Source organism: Flaviaestuariibacter terrae (assembly GCF_054777635.1).
Genome location: NZ_BAAHAL010000008.1, coordinates 914,723 through 933,617, shown reverse-complemented (window position 1 = coordinate 933,617; position 18,895 = coordinate 914,723). Strand labels below are relative to the sequence as shown.

Genomic DNA, 18,895 nt, shown 5'->3' with positions numbered 1-18,895 from the left:
GTTACGTAGCGTATTACCGTCATTGCGAGTGAAACGAAGCAATCTGTTGCTACCCGAAGCCGGTTGCTTCGTCTGTCGGCGCGCTCCGCCTCCTTCCTCGCAATGACGCTTACAGAAGCATTACATCCCGATACGCATATTATTCATGCTCCGCTGCATCGGGCGAGGCACGCTGAACATGTTGCGCCCGGCCATCTTATTGAGGTTATAGGTAAGCGACAGCATGAAGAAGCGGCGCAGCACGTTGGTCTGCACATCTTCCACGTAGTTGGCGCCGGTGTTGCGGGTGATGCTCTGGTTCTGGTTGAGGATGTCGTTGACCGAGAAGCGGATCTCCGCCTGCTTTCCTTTGAGGAACTGCTTTGCCACCGACGCATTCCACATCGGGATGCTCTGGTTGTAGCCGGCCGAGCGGCCGCTGTTCACGTAATAATCGAAATCGGTAGCCACGATGAAGTTCTTCTTGAACGTGTAGCTAAAATCGAAAGAGTACGTCTGCGTGAAGTAATCGTTGTTGAGCGCCGGGTTGCTTTCATACTTCACCTTGTTGTAGGCGAGCGCGCCGGTGAGGCCGAGATCCAGCTTGTCCTTGTAGTTATAGTTGAAGCCGAGGCTCTGGTTGGCGAGATACGTATGGTTGAAGTTGCGCACCTTGTACAGGAGGCTTACGTCGCGGTTGTACATGCCCATGGTATTGAAGTTGAGGCTGAGGCCTTTGAGCTTGCGTACCGGTGCGCCGTACACGAAGAACAGCATGGCATTGTACGCGCCTTTCACATTCACGGGGCGAATCAGCTGGCGCGGCACAAGGTCGGCGGGGTTGAGCTTGAGGCTGTCGATGCTGTTGACGATCTTATTGCTCGTTTGCGTCACCGCGAGGTTCACCGAATAATACTTGAAGGAAGTGAACTGGAACATGTTGTAGTTCACATTGATCGTGTTCACGAATTCCTGGCCCAGCATGGGGTTGCCGGTGGTTACCTGCAGCGGGTTGCTGAAGTCGGGCGCGTCCTGCAGCTGCGAGATCGTGGGCTGGTTGGTGCGGCCGCGGTAGTTGAACCGCAGGTTCTTGTTGCGGGTGAAGTTGTACTGGAAATTGGCCGTCGGGAACAGGTTCGTGTACGACTGGCGGTAGGTGGTGTCTTTGTTGCCCTGCGCCTTGAAGCTGTGTGTCGACAGCTCGCCCAGCTGCACGCCCACGCCTACCTGGAAGTTGTACTTGCGTTGCTGGAGGCGGAAGTTGGCGCCGACACGGTTGGCGACATAGGTGTTGGAAAAAGAGTTCGTCTGGGGCGCGCTTACGATATCGTGCTTGCCGCTGCTCGGGTTGAACAGCCAGGTGCGGCGGTCCGATTCCGAGTAGTTGCGCGTGTAGGCGTAGTTCAGCTCCACAACCTTATTGCGGCCGATGGGCTCGGTGTAGGAGCCACTCACGGTGTTGTTGAAGGCGCGCGTTTTCTGCGCCGTTTCCTGGTCCTGCACGATGGCGAAGGGACTGCTGCCTTCGCGGTAGTAGGTGGTCGGGGCGAGGATGGAGCCGCTGCCATCGCTGTTGTTGATGGCGCTTGTCCAGCCCATCGTGAGGGTGCGTCCGGCGCGGCGCGTGCGGTGGCGCCACAGCAGGTTCTGGTTGATGCTTTGGCCGTCGCGGTCGCTGCTGCTGGTATTTTGCGAGGAGAGCGTCGGCTTGAGCGGCCCGCCATTGACGATGGCCTGCTGCATGGACGTATCGTAGGCATCGGTGGCCGAATGCTGGAGCGTCACGGCCGGTGTGTACAGGAGGCTGTTCATCGAATCGAGGCGCCACTCGAGGCGGAAGTTGAAGCGGATGTTGTTGTTCTGGCGCAGCGACTGCGAGCGCGTGTTGGTGAAGTTGGTCGAGTCGATACCGGCGAAAGGCTTGTCTTCGCGGTGGGTGAGGGTGTAGGCGTTGTTGCGCGAATTGCTCCAGAACAGCGAGCCGTTGGCATCCACACGCGGGCCCCAGGTGTCGCGGTAGTTGAGGCCGCCGGAGAGCGCGCGGGAGATCCCCGTGGCCGAAGTGCCGGCGCCCATGCCCGGGAGTCCGCGGCCACTGATGGTCATGCTGCCGGCACCGCCGCCAAGCATACCGCCCCCGTCGCCGCCGGCGCGGGCCATGCCGCCGAAGCCACCCATCATGCCGACCACGTCGGAGAAGGAGAAGCCTTGCTTGTTGACGTTGTTGGCTGCGCCGATGGCCGAGATCTGACGGTTGCCATTGAAGCGGTTGAGCGAGAAGGAAGCGTCGTAGCGGTCGTTGCTGCCATAGCCGGCGCTGGCCTTGCCGAAGAGGCCGTTTTTCTTGTCTTTCTTAAGCTTGATGTTGATGGCCTTGGCGCGGCTGCCGTCGTCGATCTTGTTGAACTTGGCCTGGTCGCTCATGTCGTCGTACACCTGCACGCTCTCCACCATATCGGCGGCGAGGTTCTTCGTGGCCAGCTTCGGGTCGGAGCCGAAAAACTCCTTGCCGTCGACGTACACCTTCTGCACCTGCTCGCCCTGGGCTTTCACGGTGCCGTCCTTATCGACCTGCACGCCGGGGAGCTTCTTGAGGAGGTCTTCAACGTTGGCGTTGGGTTTTGTCTTGAAGGCGCCGGCGTTGTATTCCACCGTATCCTGCTTGATGCGGATCGGGGCCACATCTTTCACCACTACCTCGTCGAGGGTCTTGTAGTTGGTGGCCATCTTTACGTCGCCGAGGTCAGCAACGGGCGCGGCGGCGCTGACGGTGAACGATTTTTTCAGGGTGGAGAAGCCCTGGTAGGAAACCAGCAGGTAGTAGCTGCCGAAGCCGATGCTTTTGATCTCGAAATAGCCGGTGCCCGAGGTCACGTTGAAGGCCACCAGGGTCGAATCGGAGGCCTGCATGACGGAGACCGTTGCCTCATCAAGCGGGAGGCGGGTCGTGGCGGTGCCATCGAGGAGAAATCCTTTCACGGAGCCGCTCTTTTGGGCGGAGGCGGCAACAGAGATCAGGAGCAGCAGGAACAGGGTAAACTTCTTCATGCGTCAGTCCGGTTTTTGGTTCTACGAAGTTATTCGCACTGTCGATCGGCACTTGTTAAATAAGGTTAAGGCGGGGATGAATGGTACCAGCCGCCCCATTCGCGCGACAAAAGCAATTCCGGGTGCAGGGAAAACGGCAACCGGGAGCCGCGAATCCGGAGTGCCGAAGACAAACGATGGAGCAACAGGCTTCGAACTCCGCTTCCCTTGGGGAAGGGGCCAGGGATGGGTGTTGCGACTGCGGATTCCCACGTCCCGTGCCGCTTCCCGTTTTTTTGTAACTTGCTGCAAAGCCCTTTCCCATGCCTTCTCCTTTCCAGGCGGCCTTTTTCGATGCCTGCCGCCGCAACGACCGGACCTCGGCCGAGCAGTTGCTTCAGGAAGATCCCCTGCTGCTCGACGGGCCCGATGCCCGTGGCTTCACCCCGCTGATCATAGCCGTTTACAACGACGCACCCGACGTTACCGACCTGCTGCTGCAGCGGGGCGCCGACCTCGATGCGGCCGACGCCGCGGGCAATACGGCGCTGATGGGCGTTTGCTTCAAGGGATATCCCGGCCTTTTTCATCGCCTCCTCGAGTCGGGCGCGAACGTGCACCTCCGGAACAGCAACGGGGCCACGGCCCTCACCTTCGCCGCCACCTTTGGTCATATCGGCTTTGCCGAAGCCCTGCTCCAGCGCGGCGCTTCGGTACTCGTAGCCGACGCCCGCGGCAAAAATCCCATCGACCACGCCCTGATCCAGGAAAACGAGCCGATGGTGCAGCTGCTGCTGCGCTACCTGCCGCAGGAAGAGGAGCCGGCCTGAGGGCAAACAGGTCTCCCCCATGCCTGCCGAATTAACCTTATTTAACGGGACGAAACGCCCTTTGGGCCGGCTTTTTCGGGCCAGTTGCCGGCTATTCATTAATTTTAGTCCCTATATTTTTCTTAACGCCAAACTTCCCTGCTTTGAAAAAGTTTACACGCTACTTCCTGGGTTTATGCGTACTGGTCGCATCTACGGCTGCGGCGCAAACCTCCCGCACCGATTTCCCCAAGAGCCCCCAGACACGCTCCTGCGGTACCGAAGTGGTACTTCAGCGCCAGCTCCAGGATCCTGCCTACCGTGCCGCCTATGAAGCGCACCAGCGCGAGGCCGCCCCGGCCCGCACCTCCACGCTCACCGCACCGGTGACGATCCCGGTAGTGGTGCACGTAGTACTTCCCAACCCCTTCATCATCACGGAAGCGCAGGTCGATGCCCTGATCGCCCAGCTGAACCTGGACTTCGGCGGTACCAACGCCGACAGCACCAACGGTGTGAATTTTTACGCGAAGCGCGGTCACTCGAAGATCCGCTTTACCCGCGCCCGCCGCACCCCCACCGGTGGCTTCACTACCGGCCTGGAGCGCCGCGCCGGCGAACTTGAAATCCTCACCCAGACCTTCCAGCCGATCAAGCACGCCAACTACGGCGGCCTCGACCCCTGGGATGTTACCAAGTACTACAACATCTGGGTAGGCAGCTCCGCCACCCTGCTGGGTATCTCTCCGGCGATCGGACCTGGCAACGCCACGGAAACGACGGCAAGCCAGGTAGGTATTGACGGCGTATGCATCGAATACTCGGTATTCTCGACCGGCTGCTTCTCCAATAGCAGTTTCAACAAGGGCCGCACCGCCGTTCACGAGATCGGCCACAACTTCGGCCTTTACCACATCTTCCAGGGTTGTGCCGCCGGTAATGACTTCGCCCAGCTGAGCCTCGGTACCGGAACCCTTCCCTCCAACCTGTACGGTTCTGCTGCCGATGACACGCCCGGCCAGACCAACGAGACTTCGGGCTGCCCCACAGGCGCTCAATCGTCGACCGGCTGCACGCTTGCGCAGGCACCGAACCCCCCGGGAAAGATGTACCAGAACTTCATGGACTACACCAATGACGCCTGCTACTCGATGTTCACCACGAACCAGGTAGCGCGTATGGAATATGTACTCGAGAACCTGCGTCCCGGCTACCTCACTACCGATGGCGCCACGGCTCCCGTAGGTACTCCGAACCTCGACGTTGCCCCGGCCCGCCTTATCAACCCCGGTGGCATCCTGTTCGACAACACGGCCTGCAGCGCTTCGGGCTTCTCGATCCCCGTGTGCCCCGGCGCCATGACGCCCCGCGTTGAGATCGTTAACCGCGGCAACAGCACCATCACCTCGCTTACGGTTTCGGTTCAGCTGAACAGCAACACACCGGTATCGACCACCTTCAACGGCCTCAACATCGCGTACGGCAACACGGCCACGCTGACCCTCCCGTCCATCACTACAGTAGCTGGTACCAACGTGATCAAGGTGACCACGTCGAGCCCCAATGGCGGCGTTGACGGCGCGGCAGCCAACGACGTCATCTCCACGACGATCAACCTCGGCACCGTTACCGCTCCGCTCACCGAGAACTTCGAAGGCGCTTCCTTCCCCTCGGCCAACTTCAACATCAACAACCTGCACGGCGACACCACCTGGCGCAAGGTGAACGTTGGTGCCGGCGGCAGCGGCAGCTCGGCCTTCATCGACAACTACGACAACGCCAACACCGGCAGCACCGACGATATCCGCCTCGTGCCCACGGCACTGACAGCGGGCGCCGACTCGCTCGTTGTGTCCTTCGACGTGGCCCACCAGAACTACGTTGATGCCACGACCGGCGACGAGTATTCCGATACGCTCAACGTACTCGTGAGCAACAACTGCGGAACCTCGTATACGAACATTTACCAGAACGCCGGCGCCAACCTGGCAACTGCCGGACCGTCGACTACCGCCTTCACGAACCCTACGGCCGCCCAGTGGCGCCGCGAGCGCGTCGCCGTTGCCGGCGCCCTGGCCAGCGGCACGGTGGAAGTTATCCTGCAGAACAAAACCAGCTACGGCAACAACATCTTCGTTGACAACATCAACGTAAGCAGCACCTGCCGCACAACGACTATCACCACGCAGCCCGCTGCCACGCAGGCCGTTTGCGCCGGCTCGCCCGTCACCTTCTCGGTGGCCGCTACCGGCAACGCCAGCCTCAGCTACCAGTGGTACAAAGGCAGCAGCCCCATCGCCTCGGCCACGGGCGCTACCTACACGATCGCCTCGGCCAGCGCTACCGACGCCGCCACCTACTACGTAGTGGTCAAGAACGCCTGTAACGTAACGACACAGTCGGGCAACTCGGTACTCACCGTAAATACCGGCGGCGCCTGCGGTGGTACTGCCGTCAGCAACATCAACACCGACGTGCAGAGCATCGTGCTGATGCCGAACGCCATTCGCAACACATCGACCCTCCGCGTGTACGTGGCCCGCGCCATGAAGATCGAGTGGAAGGTGATCGATGCCAACGGCCGCATTGTGAAGCGCTTCACCCAGCAAGCGGTTGCCGGCCAGAACACGCTTGGCTTCGACGCCAACGCCCTCGCCACCGGCGCCTACCAGCTCGTGGGCGACACCAACAAGGGCAAGACGACGACGCTGAAGTTCGTTCGCCTCTGATCTTTCTTACCGTAGAAATACGAAAGCCCCCGCCGCCCGGCGGGGGCTTTTTCGTTTATATCATCCCGCCGCGCAATTCACGCCGCGCTTTTGGCAACTCATGATACCTGCAGGATGCGCGACACTCCGCGACGAACATCTTTGCGTCACAAACCAGGAATAACCATGAAACGCACCTCACTCTCCATCGCCGCCATTGCGGCGCTCAGCCTCACGGCCTGTAAGAAAAAAGACAGCAACAGCAATCCCGGCACGGGCGGCAGCACGACCATGTACCTGAAGAAGCTTACCGAAACCGAAAACGGGGTCAGCAAGGTTTACAACTTCACCTACGACAGCCAGCACCGCCTCCTGCAGTTCAAGACAACCGACAACAGCGAGACCACCGTGTTCTCGTATGATGCCGCAGGAAACCTCGTAACCGTTGATGAATCGGAGACCGAATTTCACAACATCTACAGCTACACCTACAGCAACGGCAAGCCGGTGAGCGGCACGTTCAAAAGCTGGAAGCACATTCCCGGCCAGCCCGACGAGCTGTACGAAGACGACCAGCTTACCTACACGGTGACGGCTAACCGCGTAACGGGCATGCACCTCGAAATGCTCCTCGATGCCGACTCGGACGATTTCACATTCAGCTACGACGCCAACGGGGAAGTAACGCAGGTGTCCGATAATGCCGGCATGTACAAGGCCAGCTTCACCTACGGCAATCACAAAACGGCGTTCCCGTCGATCTCGGCGTGGGTGCTCGACCAGGCCGGCTTCTCGCTCCACTTTTATGCGCGCCATGAGCTCACTTCGGTAGCCTACGATTTCCCGGGCACAGTACTCGATCAAACGGAGTCTACCAGCTACACGTTCAACGCCGCCGGATACCCCGCTACGGCAACAAAGGGTACGCAGGTCAGCACTTTTGAATACGAATAAGCAGTTAACTTTTCTCATAGGACAGAAGGTCGGCTCCCTCTTTTGCGGGGGCCTTTTTTTGTCCATCACCTACCTTTAAACGACATGAACCGCGCCGCCCAGTTTCTTTTTGCAGTGCTGCTGGCCAGCACGGCCCGCGCACAGCAACAGTTGACGCCTGCCGATCTCCGCGAGGATTTCGACGCGCTGTGGACCACCGTGCGCGAGCAATACGCCTACTGGCCCGGGAAGAAAACCGATTGGAATTGCGTGCGGGAAACCTACCGGCCCCAGCTCGACACGATCCGCACACGGGCGCAGTTTACCGGCTTCCTCGAGCGCGTGCTCCGCGAGCTTTACGACCAGCACGTTGGTCTCAATTCCAACACGGCGGCTTCCTACCGACTGGTGCCCACCGGCGCCGACCTGGCCTTGCGGCTCGCCGGCCCAAGGGCGTTTATCACCGAAGTACGTCCACGCAGCGGCGCCGAACGCGCGGGTATCCGGGCGGGCATGGAAGTGCTGGCGATCGATGGCCTTCCCATCGAAGAAGCCCTGCGCCCCCTGCTGCCACGCTGCCTCAGCACGCCCGACCCGGCCGCCCGCCTTTTTGCGTTGCAGCTCCTCCTCGCCGGCACCCACAACCGGCCGCGACGCCTCCGCCTCGGCGGCAGCAACGGCAGCGCCGAATACGCTCCGGATGCCGCCTTCAACATCGACAGCTTTTCCTACAACGGCCTTCTCGAAGCGCGCGTGCTCGAAGGAGGCATCGGTTACATCGCCATCAACAACAGCCTCGGCGACGAGGACCTTGTGCCCGCGTTCGATTCGGTGATCGACCGGATGGCCGGCAGCACGCGTGCCCTCATCCTGGACCTCCGCGAAACGCCCAGCGGCGGCAACACCGCCGTTGCCCGTGCGCTTATGGGTCGCCTGATCACCCGCGAAGGCTACTACCAGCGCCACGAGCTGCCTTCCGACAGTGGCCGCTTCGGCGCGCGGCGAAGCTGGGTGGAGATCGTCTCGCCACGGGGCAAGGCCTATACAAAACCGGTGGCCCTACTGGCGGGTGCCTGGACGGGCAGCATGGGCGAAGGCATCGTCATCGGGCTCCATGCACTGGGGCGGGCCGAGTTGTTCGGCCACCCGATGGCCGGTCTCAACGGGGCCATTTATTCTTTCCGCCTGCCGCACAGCGGCATCGGCTACAACCTCAGCGCCGAGCGGCTCTACCACGTTGATGGGACGGCCCGCGAGCGCTTTCGGCGCATCCACGAAACGCCGCCCGCCCCCGCCGGCACCGACGCGACCCTGCAGGCCGCGCGTGCCTGGCTCGCCGCGCACGCGCGCTGACCCGGCCCCTTCTGGCACAGATTTTATACCGGGTTAAGGGTAAAAACTATTTGTTATGGCAGAACTATTGGTACAACGGCGGAAGCGCTCCGTATTGCCCTGGGTGCTTGTGGCGATCCTTGTCTTGGCCCTTATCGGTTACCTCGTATGGCGCAACCAGCATGTGTCGAACGATACGACGCCCGCGCCGGCCAGCAACACAACCACGCAGCAGGCGCCCGACAATGGCGCGAACCGTAATCCTTAACGCGGGGGCCCGTGTACGTGAGCGGACAGCCTTTGCTGGCTGAGGCCTTATGGCACACGAAACCCAATCAATAAAACAAAACAATTATGGCAACAGATAAAAAGCGCCTGCAGGAATTCCGCGGCTCCGGGTTTGAGATGGTGAAAGGCCAGCCCGATATTCACAACTGGCAGGTGATCAGCAGCGATGGCCACCGCCTCGGCAAGGTGAGCGAGCTCATCATCGATACCGTGGCGCAACGCGTGCGCTACCTCGTGGTAGCCCTGACCGATAACAAGGAGCTGCAGCTGGAAAAGCGGAATGTGCTCGTGCCGATCGGCTTTGCGCAGCTGCACCCCGCCGATGACAGCGTGATCCTCGCCAGCGTCACCCCGTACCAGCTCCGCGCCCTGCCGCGCTACGACCGCAGCCACCTTGGCCCGAAGTCGGAGATCGACATCAGCCAGGTCTTCGGCCGCGAGCACACGGCCCTTGGCAGCAACATCGCCGGCGAAGACCTCGACCAGAATTTTTATAACCACGAGCATTTCGACGACCGTCGCCTCAACCGGCCCACGGCAAGCCGCGACACAGCACCGCTGCGCCGCGAGGCCGAAGAGCTGCCGGCCAGTCACCTCACGGGCGACGACCCCGAAGCGATCCGTCGGCGCCACGAGCAAAATCTGCGCGACGAGGAAGAGGCGCGGCGCAAAGGCCTGCTCTGATAGTATTTGACCAGCAAAAACAGGAAGCCTGCGCAGCGATGTGCGGGCTTTTCTTATGCGGGAGCAACGCCTGTCGTATCTTTCTTGTCCATAAACCAAAATCTATGCGTGCTCCGCTGTTTGCTTTCGCGCTCCTCGCCCTGGCCGCTTCCTGTAAGAAAAAAGATGATACTACGCCTGCACGAAGTGGCCCCAACGTAAGCGCATCTGCGTTGTCGCAGCAATTTGTGCCCGGCAGCTACCTGCTGTTCAATTATTATACGGCCACCTCAGGCTCGCTGCAGCCTGCAACCGGCACTGGCCAGACCTGGAACTACAGCAGCCTCAGCGGCGGCACCGCCGACACGATGCGCCTGGTTGCAGCATCCAACAGCAGCTTTCCCAGCGCCACCTATGCCCGCACGCAGCAAATAGATTTCGGTGTCGGCGGCAATACACAGCCGATCAACATCAGCACGTATTATGAAGTGTCGAACAACGGCTGGTTCGAGCTCGGGCGCTCGCTGCCTGCGGTCAATTTCGTGGTGCCCGGTACGGCTACAATCAACTTCAGCGCGCAAAGCAACGCGTATACGCCCAACAAGATGCCCTGGACGCCGCCACTGCCGGCCTACGAAGGCGACACCGTTTCGTTCACATCTGTCATCCAGGAAAACGGCACGGTTACAGCGCCCAACTTCTTTCTTAACAACGCACCCATTGCACAAAAAACAACCTACAGCGGCGGCCTCAGCGTCGTTGGCTCGGGCAGCCTGCAGCGTCCCGGCGCCGCGGCCCCGGTCAACGCGCTGCTGATCCGCCGCAGGTACACCCGCACCGACAACTTCCTGCTCAATGGGACGACGCCGCCGGTGCAGATGCTGGCCCTGCTGGGCATCGTCGACGGGCAAACGACAGCTGTTGTTTCGTACGACTTTTACGGACAGGGCTCAGAGGGCTACCTTGGCTCCATCTACCAGGAAGACGGCAGCACGCTCTACGCCTACTTCCGCAAATAAAGAATCTGAGACCACAGAAGCCCCTTCGTCACCGGAGGGGCTTTTTGTTGCGCGCGCTCCTGCTGAAGCTGCGGCGATTAGCTGTATCTTTTCCAAACTCAAATCATCGTGCATGAATATCCGCTTCCTCATACCCGTATTTATACTGGGCCTGTCGCTGCCGGGCGCCGCCCAGGAACTGCCGGCTAACAATCCTTTTGCCGAGCCAAGCACGTTGCCCTACGGGGTACCGCCCTTCGACCGAATCCGCAGCAGCGACTATGGCCCCGCCCTCGAAGCGGGCCTGCGCGCGCGGCTTTCCGATGTGGAACGCATCGCCAACGACAAGCGACCGCCTACGTTTGACAATACCATCGTGGCGCTCGACAAGGCCGGGCAATTGCTGATGCGCGTATCCTACCCGTTCTCGGCGGTATCGTCGGCCAACACCAACGACACGCTGCAGCGCCTGCAGGAGGAGTTTGCACCGAAGATGGCCGCCAGCCGAAATGCCACCTATCTCAATGGAAAGCTCTTTGCGCGCGTGAAGGCCGTGTATGCCCAACGGCAAAAGCTGAAACTCGATCCTGAGTCGCGGCGCCTGCTGGAGCTCACCTACCAGCGCTTCGTGCTGTCGGGCGCGAACCTGTCGGAAGCCGACAAGACGCAGTTTGCCCGCCTCAACGAAGAGGAGGCCGCACTGACCGCGCGGTTTTCGAACCTGCTGATAAACGGCAGTAAAGCCGGCGCGCTAGTGGTTTCCCGCGAAGCCGACCTCGAAGGCCTCAGCGAATCCGAAAAAGCGGCGTATGCGTCCGGTGCCAAAGCACGTGGCCTTACCGGCAAGTGGCTCATTCCGCTCCGCAACACAACGCAGCAGCCGGCGCTTGCCAGCCTTCGCCAGCGCGACGTGCGCGCCGGCCTCTTCGAAGCATCGTGGAATCGCGGCGAGCGTGGCGACTCGAACGACACGCGTCCGCTGATCCTGCGTCTTGCTGCCCTGCGCGCGGAGAAAGCCAGGATGCTGGGCTTCGCGAGCTATGCCGACTGGAAGCTGCAGGACCAGATGGCCCGCAACCCGGCGACCGTTGATGCTTTTTTTGCCAGGCTGACGCCGTTGCTCCGCGCGAAGGTGCAACAGGAGAGCGCCGACATCCAGCAACAGATCGACAAGAGTGCTGCCGGGTTTACGCTCGCTCCTTATGACTGGGACCTGTATTCCGAGCAGGTGCGCAAGGCCAGATACGACCTCGACGAAGCGCAGGTAAAACCCTACTTCGAGTTGAATACCGTGATCGAGAAGGGTGTGTTTTATGCCGCCGAAATGCTGTACGGAATAACCTTCCGCGAGCGGCACGACCTGCCGACGTGGCAGCCCGATATGCGGGTGTGGGAAGTGTTCGATAAAGACGGCAAGCCGCTGGCGCTTTTCTACGGCGATTATTTCAAGCGCGACAACAAAAACGGCGGCGCCTGGATGAACAACCTCGTACCGCAAAGCCGCCTCTTCGGCACGCGTCCCGTGGTGACCAACAACTGCAACTTCACGAAGCCCGCCCCGGGCCAGCCGGCGCTTCTCAGCTTCGATGATGTACGCACGCTCTTTCATGAGTTCGGCCACGCGCTCCACGGCATGTTCTCCGACCAGAAGTACCTGATGCTCTCGGGTACCAGCAATGCGCGCGACTTCGTCGAGTTTCCCTCGCAGTTCAACGAGCACTGGGCGCTTGACCCGGCAGTGCTGCGCAACTACGCGGTACACTACCAGACGAAGCAGCCGATACCGCAGGAGCTGGTGGCGAAGATCCGCCGCGGCGGCACCTTCAACCAGGGCTACGCGCTCACCGAGGCCGTGAAGGCTGCGCTCCTCGACATGAGCTGGCACAAGCTGCCGCCAACTGCTAAACCGGCGGATGTCGACAGCTTCGAAGCGCAGGCGCTGCGCAGCACCGGCCTCGACCTGCCGCAGGTGCCCCCGCGGTATCGCTCGAGCTACTTCCTGCACATCTTCAGTAACGGCTATGCCGCGGGCTACTATGCGTACCAATGGACCAAGATGCTGTCGGAAGATGCCTTTGCCTGGTTCCAGGAGCATGGCGGGCTGACAAGGGCCAACGGCGAACGATTCCGCCGTATGGTGCTTTCGCGCGGCAGCAGCATCGACTACGGCACGATGTACCGCAGCTTCCGCGGCAAGGACCCGGATATCCGCCCGATGCAGGCCCTGCTCGATACCAATGCGCATTAACGAATGAAAGCCACCACTGCGGTGGCTTTTTTCGCGGCGTTCCTAATAGTCATGCGCGGTTTCGTCCCGACAATCCGATGCCACGAATAACAACCGCTTTGCCGCAAACGCGTCGTTGCTACCTTTATTTCGCCTTAGCACACAGTGCCGCCCGGCACTAAAAAGAAGCTACCGCAGTCTTCATGACCAACTGGTCGCACTAACAACACTGCTTTTTTACCACTTTAAATTTTACAGCCATGCCTATCCAGATCATTTTGCTGATCCTTTTCGTGCTTGCCCTATCCGGCTTTCGTATCGCCCAGGAATACCAGCGCGCTATCGTGTTTCGCCTTGGTCGCTTCCAGGCTACCAAGGGCCCGGGACTTTACTGGATCATTCCGTTTATCGAGCGGCAGCAAACCATCGACATCCGCACCCGCACCGTAGACCTCGAGCAGCAGGAAACCATCACCAAGGACTCCGTCACCATCAAGGTGAACGCGGTGCTCTGGTTCCGCGTCAACGACCCGCAGAAGGCCGTCATCAACGTCGCCAACTACACGCAGGCTGTATACCAGTTTGCTGTAACGGCGCTCCGCAACATCATCGGCCAGCACCTGCTCGACGACGTGCTGAAAGACCGCGAGGGCATCAACAACACGCTGCAGCGAATGGTCGACGCCGCCACGGAGCCCTGGGGCATCCAGATCGTGATGGTGGAAATGAAAGACGTGGAGATCCCGCAGTCGATGCAACGCGCGATGGCGCGCGAGGCCGAAGCGATCCGCGAAAAGCGCGCCCGTCTCATCAAGGCCGAAGCCGAGCTCGAAGCCTCTATCAAGCTCACGCAGGGTGCCAAGCAGATGGAAGACTCGCCGTTTTCGCTGGAGCTGCGGCGCATGCAGATGCTGAGCGAGATCGGTATCGACAACAACACCACCACCGTTGTACTGATGCCGGCAGAATTTGCGCAGGCGGCGAAGGCCATTGGCCAGAGTGCCAGGCAAAACACCTGAAGACCGGGCGCGTAGCGCCCTTTTTTTATCGAATCGGGCTTCAGCCCGATGGGTGCCCGGCGCTGAAGTATCGCGTAGCGCCTCTTTCACCTGAGGCTTCAACTGCCCGGCAACGAGCACCGAAGCGTGGCGCGTAGTGCCAATACTTTTTCGCCGGGCTTCAGCCCGAGGACAGCGGGCAGTTACACAGGAATGCGGCGCGTAGCGCCGCCACTTTATCAATGGGGCTTCAGCCCCATTGCCTATTCGGGATCGTGAAATCCATACTGCGGATCGAATGGCACGCCCGCTTCCTGAAGCAGTCGCCGTTCCTCATCGAGAAAGCGCTCCCGGCCGTGATGCTCGGGCTGGCTACGGATGTACTGGGCCACCGTTGAAATGCGGTCGGCCGACACATGAAACCAGCGATAGCCACGCTGCCATTCGAAATGTGCGGGCAAAAGCTGCTGCTCATTCATCCAATGAGACGTTTCACCCTTTACGACCTGCATGATCATGGCCGGCGCCATATTCATGGAAATCGCCATCAGGATATGCACGTGATCTGGCATTGCATACATAGCCATCAGCTGATGACCCATCCCGTCGATCTTCCCCGCCATATGTCTTTCCACGCGCTCGCGGATAGAAGGCAGGAGCAGCGCTTTTCGATACTTGGGTGCAAACACAACATGCACGGCCGATTGCTTCCAGGTGTTGGACATAGGACCAATTTGCCCGAAAGCTAGCGGTATCTGGGGCGCATTTCCATGGGGAAAACAACAGGATTTCCTGCTTTTTTTCTCTTGCAGGGCGTGGTGTATCGGGCTAAAGCCCGAGGCGATAAAATGCCGGCGCTACGCGCCGGTTGACACACTACATGAGCGATATCCTAGTTTGGTTGGGCGCGAGACAAGAGGTTGAGATGTGTAAAAAGTGAACGTTGACTATCAATTTGAGAAACAGACAGGCTTATTTCGTAACGCACTCACTCCGAAACGACAGCGCCCCTCGCAATGCGAGGGGCGCTTTATTTTTTTTCGTGATTTGCTTTCGGAAGCTTCGGGTTCCGTGAACCTAGATTTTAGCTGAACAGGTACTCCACATCCTCGCGGCTCAGGCTCTTCACGAAGCTGGCATCGTCGGCGATGAGCTCCTTGGCCAGCACCCGCTTGCGCTCCTGCAGCTCCATAATCTTGTCTTCGATCGTGTCTTTACAGATCATGCGGTACGCGAAGATATTTTTCGTCTGCCCGATGCGGTGCGTACGGTCGATGGCCTGCTGCTCCACGGCGGGATTCCACCAGGGATCGACGATGTAGACGTAGTCGGCGGCGGTGAGGTTGAGACCCACGCCACCGGCTTTGAGCGAGATAAGGAACACGCGCACCTCGTCGTCTTTCTGGAAGCTTTGGATCGCCTTCTCGCGGTCGGTGGCCGAAGTGCTGCCGTCGAAGTACTCGTAGCGGATGCCGAGGCTCTCGAGCTTCTCTCTGATCAGCGCCAGCATGCCGAGAAACTGTGAGAACACAAGCGCCTTGTGGTGACCAATATTCTCCGTGATCTCGCGGGCGAGCTCGTCGAGCTTGATGGAGTGGTTCTCGAATTTCTCTTCTTCGTTGAGGATCGCCGGCGAGTCGCAGATCTGGCGCAGCTTCATGAGGCCCTGCAGGATCGTGAACTGCGACTTCTGGATGCCCTGCTCCTCGATGGTGCCGAGAATGCGTGCGCGGAAATCGTTGCGGTACGCATCGTAGATCTTGCGCTGCTCGTCTTCCATTTCGCAGAAGAGCACCTGCTCGGTTTTTTCGGGAAGGTCTTTTGCTACCTGTTCTTTCGTGCGGCGGAGGATGAAGGGATAGAGCAGTTTCTTGAGGTGCTCCTTCTGCTCGGCCTCGCCGAACTTGTCGATCGGTATGGCAAACTCCTGGCGGAAGAATTCCATCGTGCCCAGCATGCCGGGGTTGAGGAAGTTCATCTGCGCGTAGATGTCAAAGGTGTTGTTCTGAAGCGGGGTACCGCTCATGCAAAGACGGTTCTTCGCGGGCAGTAGTGCCGCCGCTTTCGCCACCTTGCTTTGCGGGTTTTTGATGGCCTGCGATTCGTCGAGCACGGCGTAGTCGATACCGAGCGAAGTGAAGGTCTTGATGTCGCTGCGCAGCGTGCCGTAGGTGGTGATCACGACGTTGAACTGCTTCAGCACCTCGGGGTCGCGGTGACGTTGCGGGCCGTGGTGAATATGATAGGTAAGTGAGGGCGTGAACTTCTTGATCTCGTTCTCCCAGTTATAGATCAGCGTGGTCGGGCAAACCACCAGCGCGTGCATATCGGGATTCTCGTCGTGGTAATGCTGCAGGTACGAAAGCGCCTGCACGGTCTTACCCAGACCCATGTCATCAGCGAGGATACCGCCCCAGCCAACTTCCTGCAGGTAGTTGAGCCACTGGAAGCCCGCGGCCTGGTACGGACGCAGGATCGGCTTCAGGTGCGCCGGCGGCTCTATCTCGCGGATCTGGTGGTTCTCGCGGATGCGCTCGTACTTCTCTTCGAGCTGGATCTCGAGCTCCTCTTCGTCGCGGTTCTCATAGAGCTCGTCGATGACGCTCAGGTGGTAGCGCGACAGCTTCAGGCTGTTGGTCTTGCCTTCGCCTACGCGAAACAGCAGCGCGTACTTCTTGAGCCACTCTTCGGGGAGGATGCCGAGTGTGCCGTCGTTAAGCTGTACGAATTGCTGCTTGTTGGCGAGCGCGCGTTTCACCTCGGCTACCGACACACGCTGGTCGCCGAAGAGAATGTCCACCTTGGCATCAAACCAATCGGTGTTGGACGAGATATAGATATGCGTTGTGGGCTTGGCCGTGTTGAAGCGGAAGTTCTTCAGCTGCTCGAAGCCGAACACCTGCACTTTCGCTTCCTGCATCGCATCCACAAAAAGGAAGAACCAGTTGTTCTTGAGCACCTCGGTGCCACGGAGCGCTAGGGCCGCGCCGTCGTCGTAGTCGATAAAGTTGGAATGCAGCGCGCGCACCTTTTCCACGAAGCGGCTTTCGGCCGGGCGGTTGCGGTGCACCACGACTACCTTGTCGCCAAAGGGCAGCACGAGCTCGTCGCGGTCGTTGCCACGCGTATCGAAGCCTTTGTAATTAAAGACGGGCGTGAACACGAGGTAGTCGCCTTTTTCCTGGAGATACAGCTTCACATCGGGCTCCCCGTCTTTCACCTGGTCGATGAGGCGGCTGTCGAAGTCGACCTTGTATTCGCGTGCCAGCGGCAGCACGATCTTCTCGAGCGTTACGGGCCAGGCCTCGTTGTCGACGGTCATGGTGCCGGTCGGAAGAAACTGCATGGCCACCGAGGCAGCCTCGTTGTTCTGCCAGAAAAAGAGCTCGCCGTTGTACAGGAAGAAGAGCGGCGTCGGCGCTTCGTTGTCGGAAAGACCAAAGGCCACCGACTCGGGCTTTACGAAGCAGTCAATCTCGTAGCCTTTGGCTACGGGCGCTACGGCAAACTGCGGCACGAGCGGCTTGTCGTTGAAGGCCACGGGGTCGAGGTTCGCCGTTTTGAAGCTCTTGCCCTTGGGCAGTAGAAATACGGGCGAGCTGCTGAAGTCCTGCGCCAGCTTGCGGAGACGCGGCAGCAGGTATTCATCCATCAGCGCCTTGGTTTCGGCGGGTAGCTCCTCGCCTTCCTGCTGCACGATGTTTTCCCAGAAGCCGGAGAAGGGCGAGTTGCGGTTGAGGTATTTATTGAGCTCGCCTTCCTGGAGCTTGCGCGCTACGGTGATGAGGCTGCGGTCGGTTTCGCTGTACGACTCCAGGTCGATATACCGGCCCAGGTCAAGCTTTTCAACGCGGCCCGTGAGCGTGCCGTCGGCCAGTTCGCCTTCCACGACGTCGATGCTGAACCAGGGGTAGGAGGTCTTGTTGCAATTGAACACAACAGCAACGCCGCGCTCGGGCGCGCCCTTTTCGGGCAGCTTTTCTTCGGGCTCGGCAACGGGCACCGGCTCGGGTCGTCGCGGCGCGCTGAGCACCGGCGGCGCCACGCGCTTGATGCTCGGGTCGAGCACACGCAGGTAGGGCTTGCCTTCCTTATAGGTGAATTCGAATTTGCCCTTCAGGTCATCGCTCAGCGAATAGCCATAGAGCTCGAGGAGCTTGTTCTTTTCTTTATCCCAGTTGCGGATCGTGTCGAAGTAGTTGGCGCCATAGGTGGCGTGCAGGTAAAGAAACACGATCACTTTGGGCAGGCAAAGGGGATGGTCGGGGTCGACGTAGTCGGAGCTTGTGTCGAAGGTGCGCTCTTCGTTGCGGCGGATACCAACGCGCCAGGTTTCGCCCTCGATGGTCACCGAAGCCTTCACCACTTCGTCGATGGCGCTCTCGATAACGGGCTTGCGCGTTTTGAGGTATTCCTCGGCTTCCACGAAGATCTCCGGCGACGAGAGAAGACGCAGGGTCTTCATCTCGATCGACTTCATCTTGGCCACCGTATGCCCCTGGTCGTAGGCACGCTCGCCGTTGAGGAGGAGGCCCTTGTCGAGCATCTCCTGCAGGCGCAGCAGCGCAGCGACCTCGTGGCGGCAGATGTCGCCGAGGTTGTAGGGGCAGCTGCAGCGTACCGAAAGGCCCTTGGGGTCCTTGTACTGCTGCACGAACACCTTGTAATAGGTGGAGTAGTTGTCGTCCTTTACGCGGAACGTTGCCGATCCGAAAAGTTCGTCGTGTTCTGCCAGGTCTACCAGGCCCAGCGCATGGATCTTCTTCCCACGACGGATCACTTCCTCACTGCCCTGTGTATAGATGTATTTCAGTAGATGGGGTAATGCCAAACAATATGTGATTTAGGGTTCTCGCGCACTGCCTCTTCACCTGCGCCGGCTCCAGGTTTCGGAAAGCGTTTCGGCTTTCGCCAAAGCTTCGGCGTTCGGGAA

Annotated in this window: 12 protein-coding genes; 9 read left to right on the top strand and 3 right to left on the bottom strand. The window is 59.8% G+C overall.

The window, feature by feature from the left end:
- Window positions 1-120: 120 nt before the first annotated feature.
- Window positions 121-3,027 (bottom strand): outer membrane beta-barrel protein, encoded by a 2,907-nt coding sequence (locus tag ACYU7Z_RS12115; RefSeq protein WP_460570804.1) that lies wholly within the window; start codon window positions 3,025-3,027, stop codon window positions 121-123.
- Window positions 3,028-3,329: 302 nt separating this feature from the next.
- On the opposite strand from ACYU7Z_RS12115, the gene ACYU7Z_RS12110 reads away from it, so the two are divergent.
- From ACYU7Z_RS12110 to ACYU7Z_RS12070, 9 genes are all read left to right on the top strand, one after another.
- Window positions 3,330-3,836: an ankyrin repeat domain-containing protein gene (locus ACYU7Z_RS12110; RefSeq protein ID WP_460570802.1), complete on the top strand. Its 507-nt coding sequence runs from the start codon at window positions 3,330-3,332 to the stop codon at window positions 3,834-3,836.
- 143 nt (window positions 3,837-3,979) lie between these two features.
- Window positions 3,980-6,544: a M43 family zinc metalloprotease gene (locus tag ACYU7Z_RS12105; RefSeq protein ID WP_460570800.1), complete on the top strand. Its 2,565-nt coding sequence runs from the start codon at window positions 3,980-3,982 to the stop codon at window positions 6,542-6,544.
- Window positions 6,545-6,709: 165 nt separating this feature from the next.
- Window positions 6,710-7,477: a hypothetical protein gene (locus ACYU7Z_RS12100; protein ID WP_460570798.1), complete on the top strand. Its 768-nt coding sequence runs from the start codon at window positions 6,710-6,712 to the stop codon at window positions 7,475-7,477.
- Window positions 7,478-7,561: 84 nt separating this feature from the next.
- A complete protein-coding gene (locus ACYU7Z_RS12095) occupies window positions 7,562-8,809 on the top strand; it encodes a S41 family peptidase (protein ID WP_460570796.1) in 1,248 nt (415 codons plus the stop codon).
- Between the two features lie 55 nt (window positions 8,810-8,864).
- Window positions 8,865-9,056 carry a hypothetical protein gene (locus tag ACYU7Z_RS12090; RefSeq protein WP_460570794.1) on the top strand — a complete coding sequence of 64 codons (192 nt, stop codon included), beginning with the start codon at window positions 8,865-8,867 and terminating at the stop codon, window positions 9,054-9,056.
- 86 nt (window positions 9,057-9,142) lie between these two features.
- The gene (locus ACYU7Z_RS12085; protein WP_460570792.1) at window positions 9,143-9,760 is read left to right on the top strand and encodes a PRC-barrel domain-containing protein; all 618 of its coding nucleotides are present in this window, start codon (window positions 9,143-9,145) and stop codon (window positions 9,758-9,760) included.
- Between the two features lie 104 nt (window positions 9,761-9,864).
- Window positions 9,865-10,758, top strand: a complete 894-nt coding sequence (locus tag ACYU7Z_RS12080) for a hypothetical protein (RefSeq protein ID WP_460570790.1) — start codon at window positions 9,865-9,867, stop codon at window positions 10,756-10,758.
- A gap of 112 nt (window positions 10,759-10,870) precedes the next feature.
- Entirely contained in the window at window positions 10,871-12,985 is a 2,115-nt protein-coding gene (locus tag ACYU7Z_RS12075; protein WP_460570788.1) for a M3 family metallopeptidase, read from the top strand.
- A gap of 239 nt (window positions 12,986-13,224) precedes the next feature.
- Window positions 13,225-13,983 carry a slipin family protein gene (locus ACYU7Z_RS12070; RefSeq protein WP_460570786.1) on the top strand — a complete coding sequence of 253 codons (759 nt, stop codon included), beginning with the start codon at window positions 13,225-13,227 and terminating at the stop codon, window positions 13,981-13,983.
- A gap of 242 nt (window positions 13,984-14,225) precedes the next feature.
- Here the strand turns inward: ACYU7Z_RS12070 and tnpA are convergent, their stop codons facing one another.
- Together tnpA and ACYU7Z_RS12060 are read right to left on the bottom strand one after the other, a co-directional pair.
- Window positions 14,226-14,687 (bottom strand): IS200/IS605 family transposase, encoded by a 462-nt coding sequence (tnpA, locus tag ACYU7Z_RS12065; protein WP_460570784.1) that lies wholly within the window; start codon window positions 14,685-14,687, stop codon window positions 14,226-14,228.
- Window positions 14,688-15,046: 359 nt separating this feature from the next.
- Window positions 15,047-18,793, bottom strand: a complete 3,747-nt coding sequence (locus tag ACYU7Z_RS12060; protein WP_460570782.1) for a DEAD/DEAH box helicase — start codon at window positions 18,791-18,793, stop codon at window positions 15,047-15,049.
- Between the last annotated feature and the right edge of the window lie 102 nt (window positions 18,794-18,895).

What these genes read in the sequence shown, in the direction of transcription:
- ACYU7Z_RS12115 (WP_460570804.1), bottom strand. Translation starts at nt 3,027, where the DNA reads ATGAAGAAGTTTACCCTGTTCCTGCTGCTCCTGATCTCTGTTGCCGCC.
- ACYU7Z_RS12110 (WP_460570802.1), top strand. Translation starts at nt 3,330, where the DNA reads ATGCCTTCTCCTTTCCAGGCGGCCTTTTTCGATGCCTGCCGCCGCAAC.
- ACYU7Z_RS12100 (WP_460570798.1), top strand. Translation starts at nt 6,710, where the DNA reads ATGAAACGCACCTCACTCTCCATCGCCGCCATTGCGGCGCTCAGCCTC.
- ACYU7Z_RS12095 (WP_460570796.1), top strand. Translation starts at nt 7,562, where the DNA reads ATGAACCGCGCCGCCCAGTTTCTTTTTGCAGTGCTGCTGGCCAGCACG.
- ACYU7Z_RS12090 (WP_460570794.1), top strand. Translation starts at nt 8,865, where the DNA reads ATGGCAGAACTATTGGTACAACGGCGGAAGCGCTCCGTATTGCCCTGG.
- ACYU7Z_RS12085 (WP_460570792.1), top strand. Translation starts at nt 9,143, where the DNA reads ATGGCAACAGATAAAAAGCGCCTGCAGGAATTCCGCGGCTCCGGGTTT.
- ACYU7Z_RS12080 (WP_460570790.1), top strand. Translation starts at nt 9,865, where the DNA reads ATGCGTGCTCCGCTGTTTGCTTTCGCGCTCCTCGCCCTGGCCGCTTCC.
- ACYU7Z_RS12075 (WP_460570788.1), top strand. Translation starts at nt 10,871, where the DNA reads ATGAATATCCGCTTCCTCATACCCGTATTTATACTGGGCCTGTCGCTG.
- ACYU7Z_RS12070 (WP_460570786.1), top strand. Translation starts at nt 13,225, where the DNA reads ATGCCTATCCAGATCATTTTGCTGATCCTTTTCGTGCTTGCCCTATCC.
- tnpA (WP_460570784.1), bottom strand. Translation starts at nt 14,687, where the DNA reads ATGTCCAACACCTGGAAGCAATCGGCCGTGCATGTTGTGTTTGCACCC.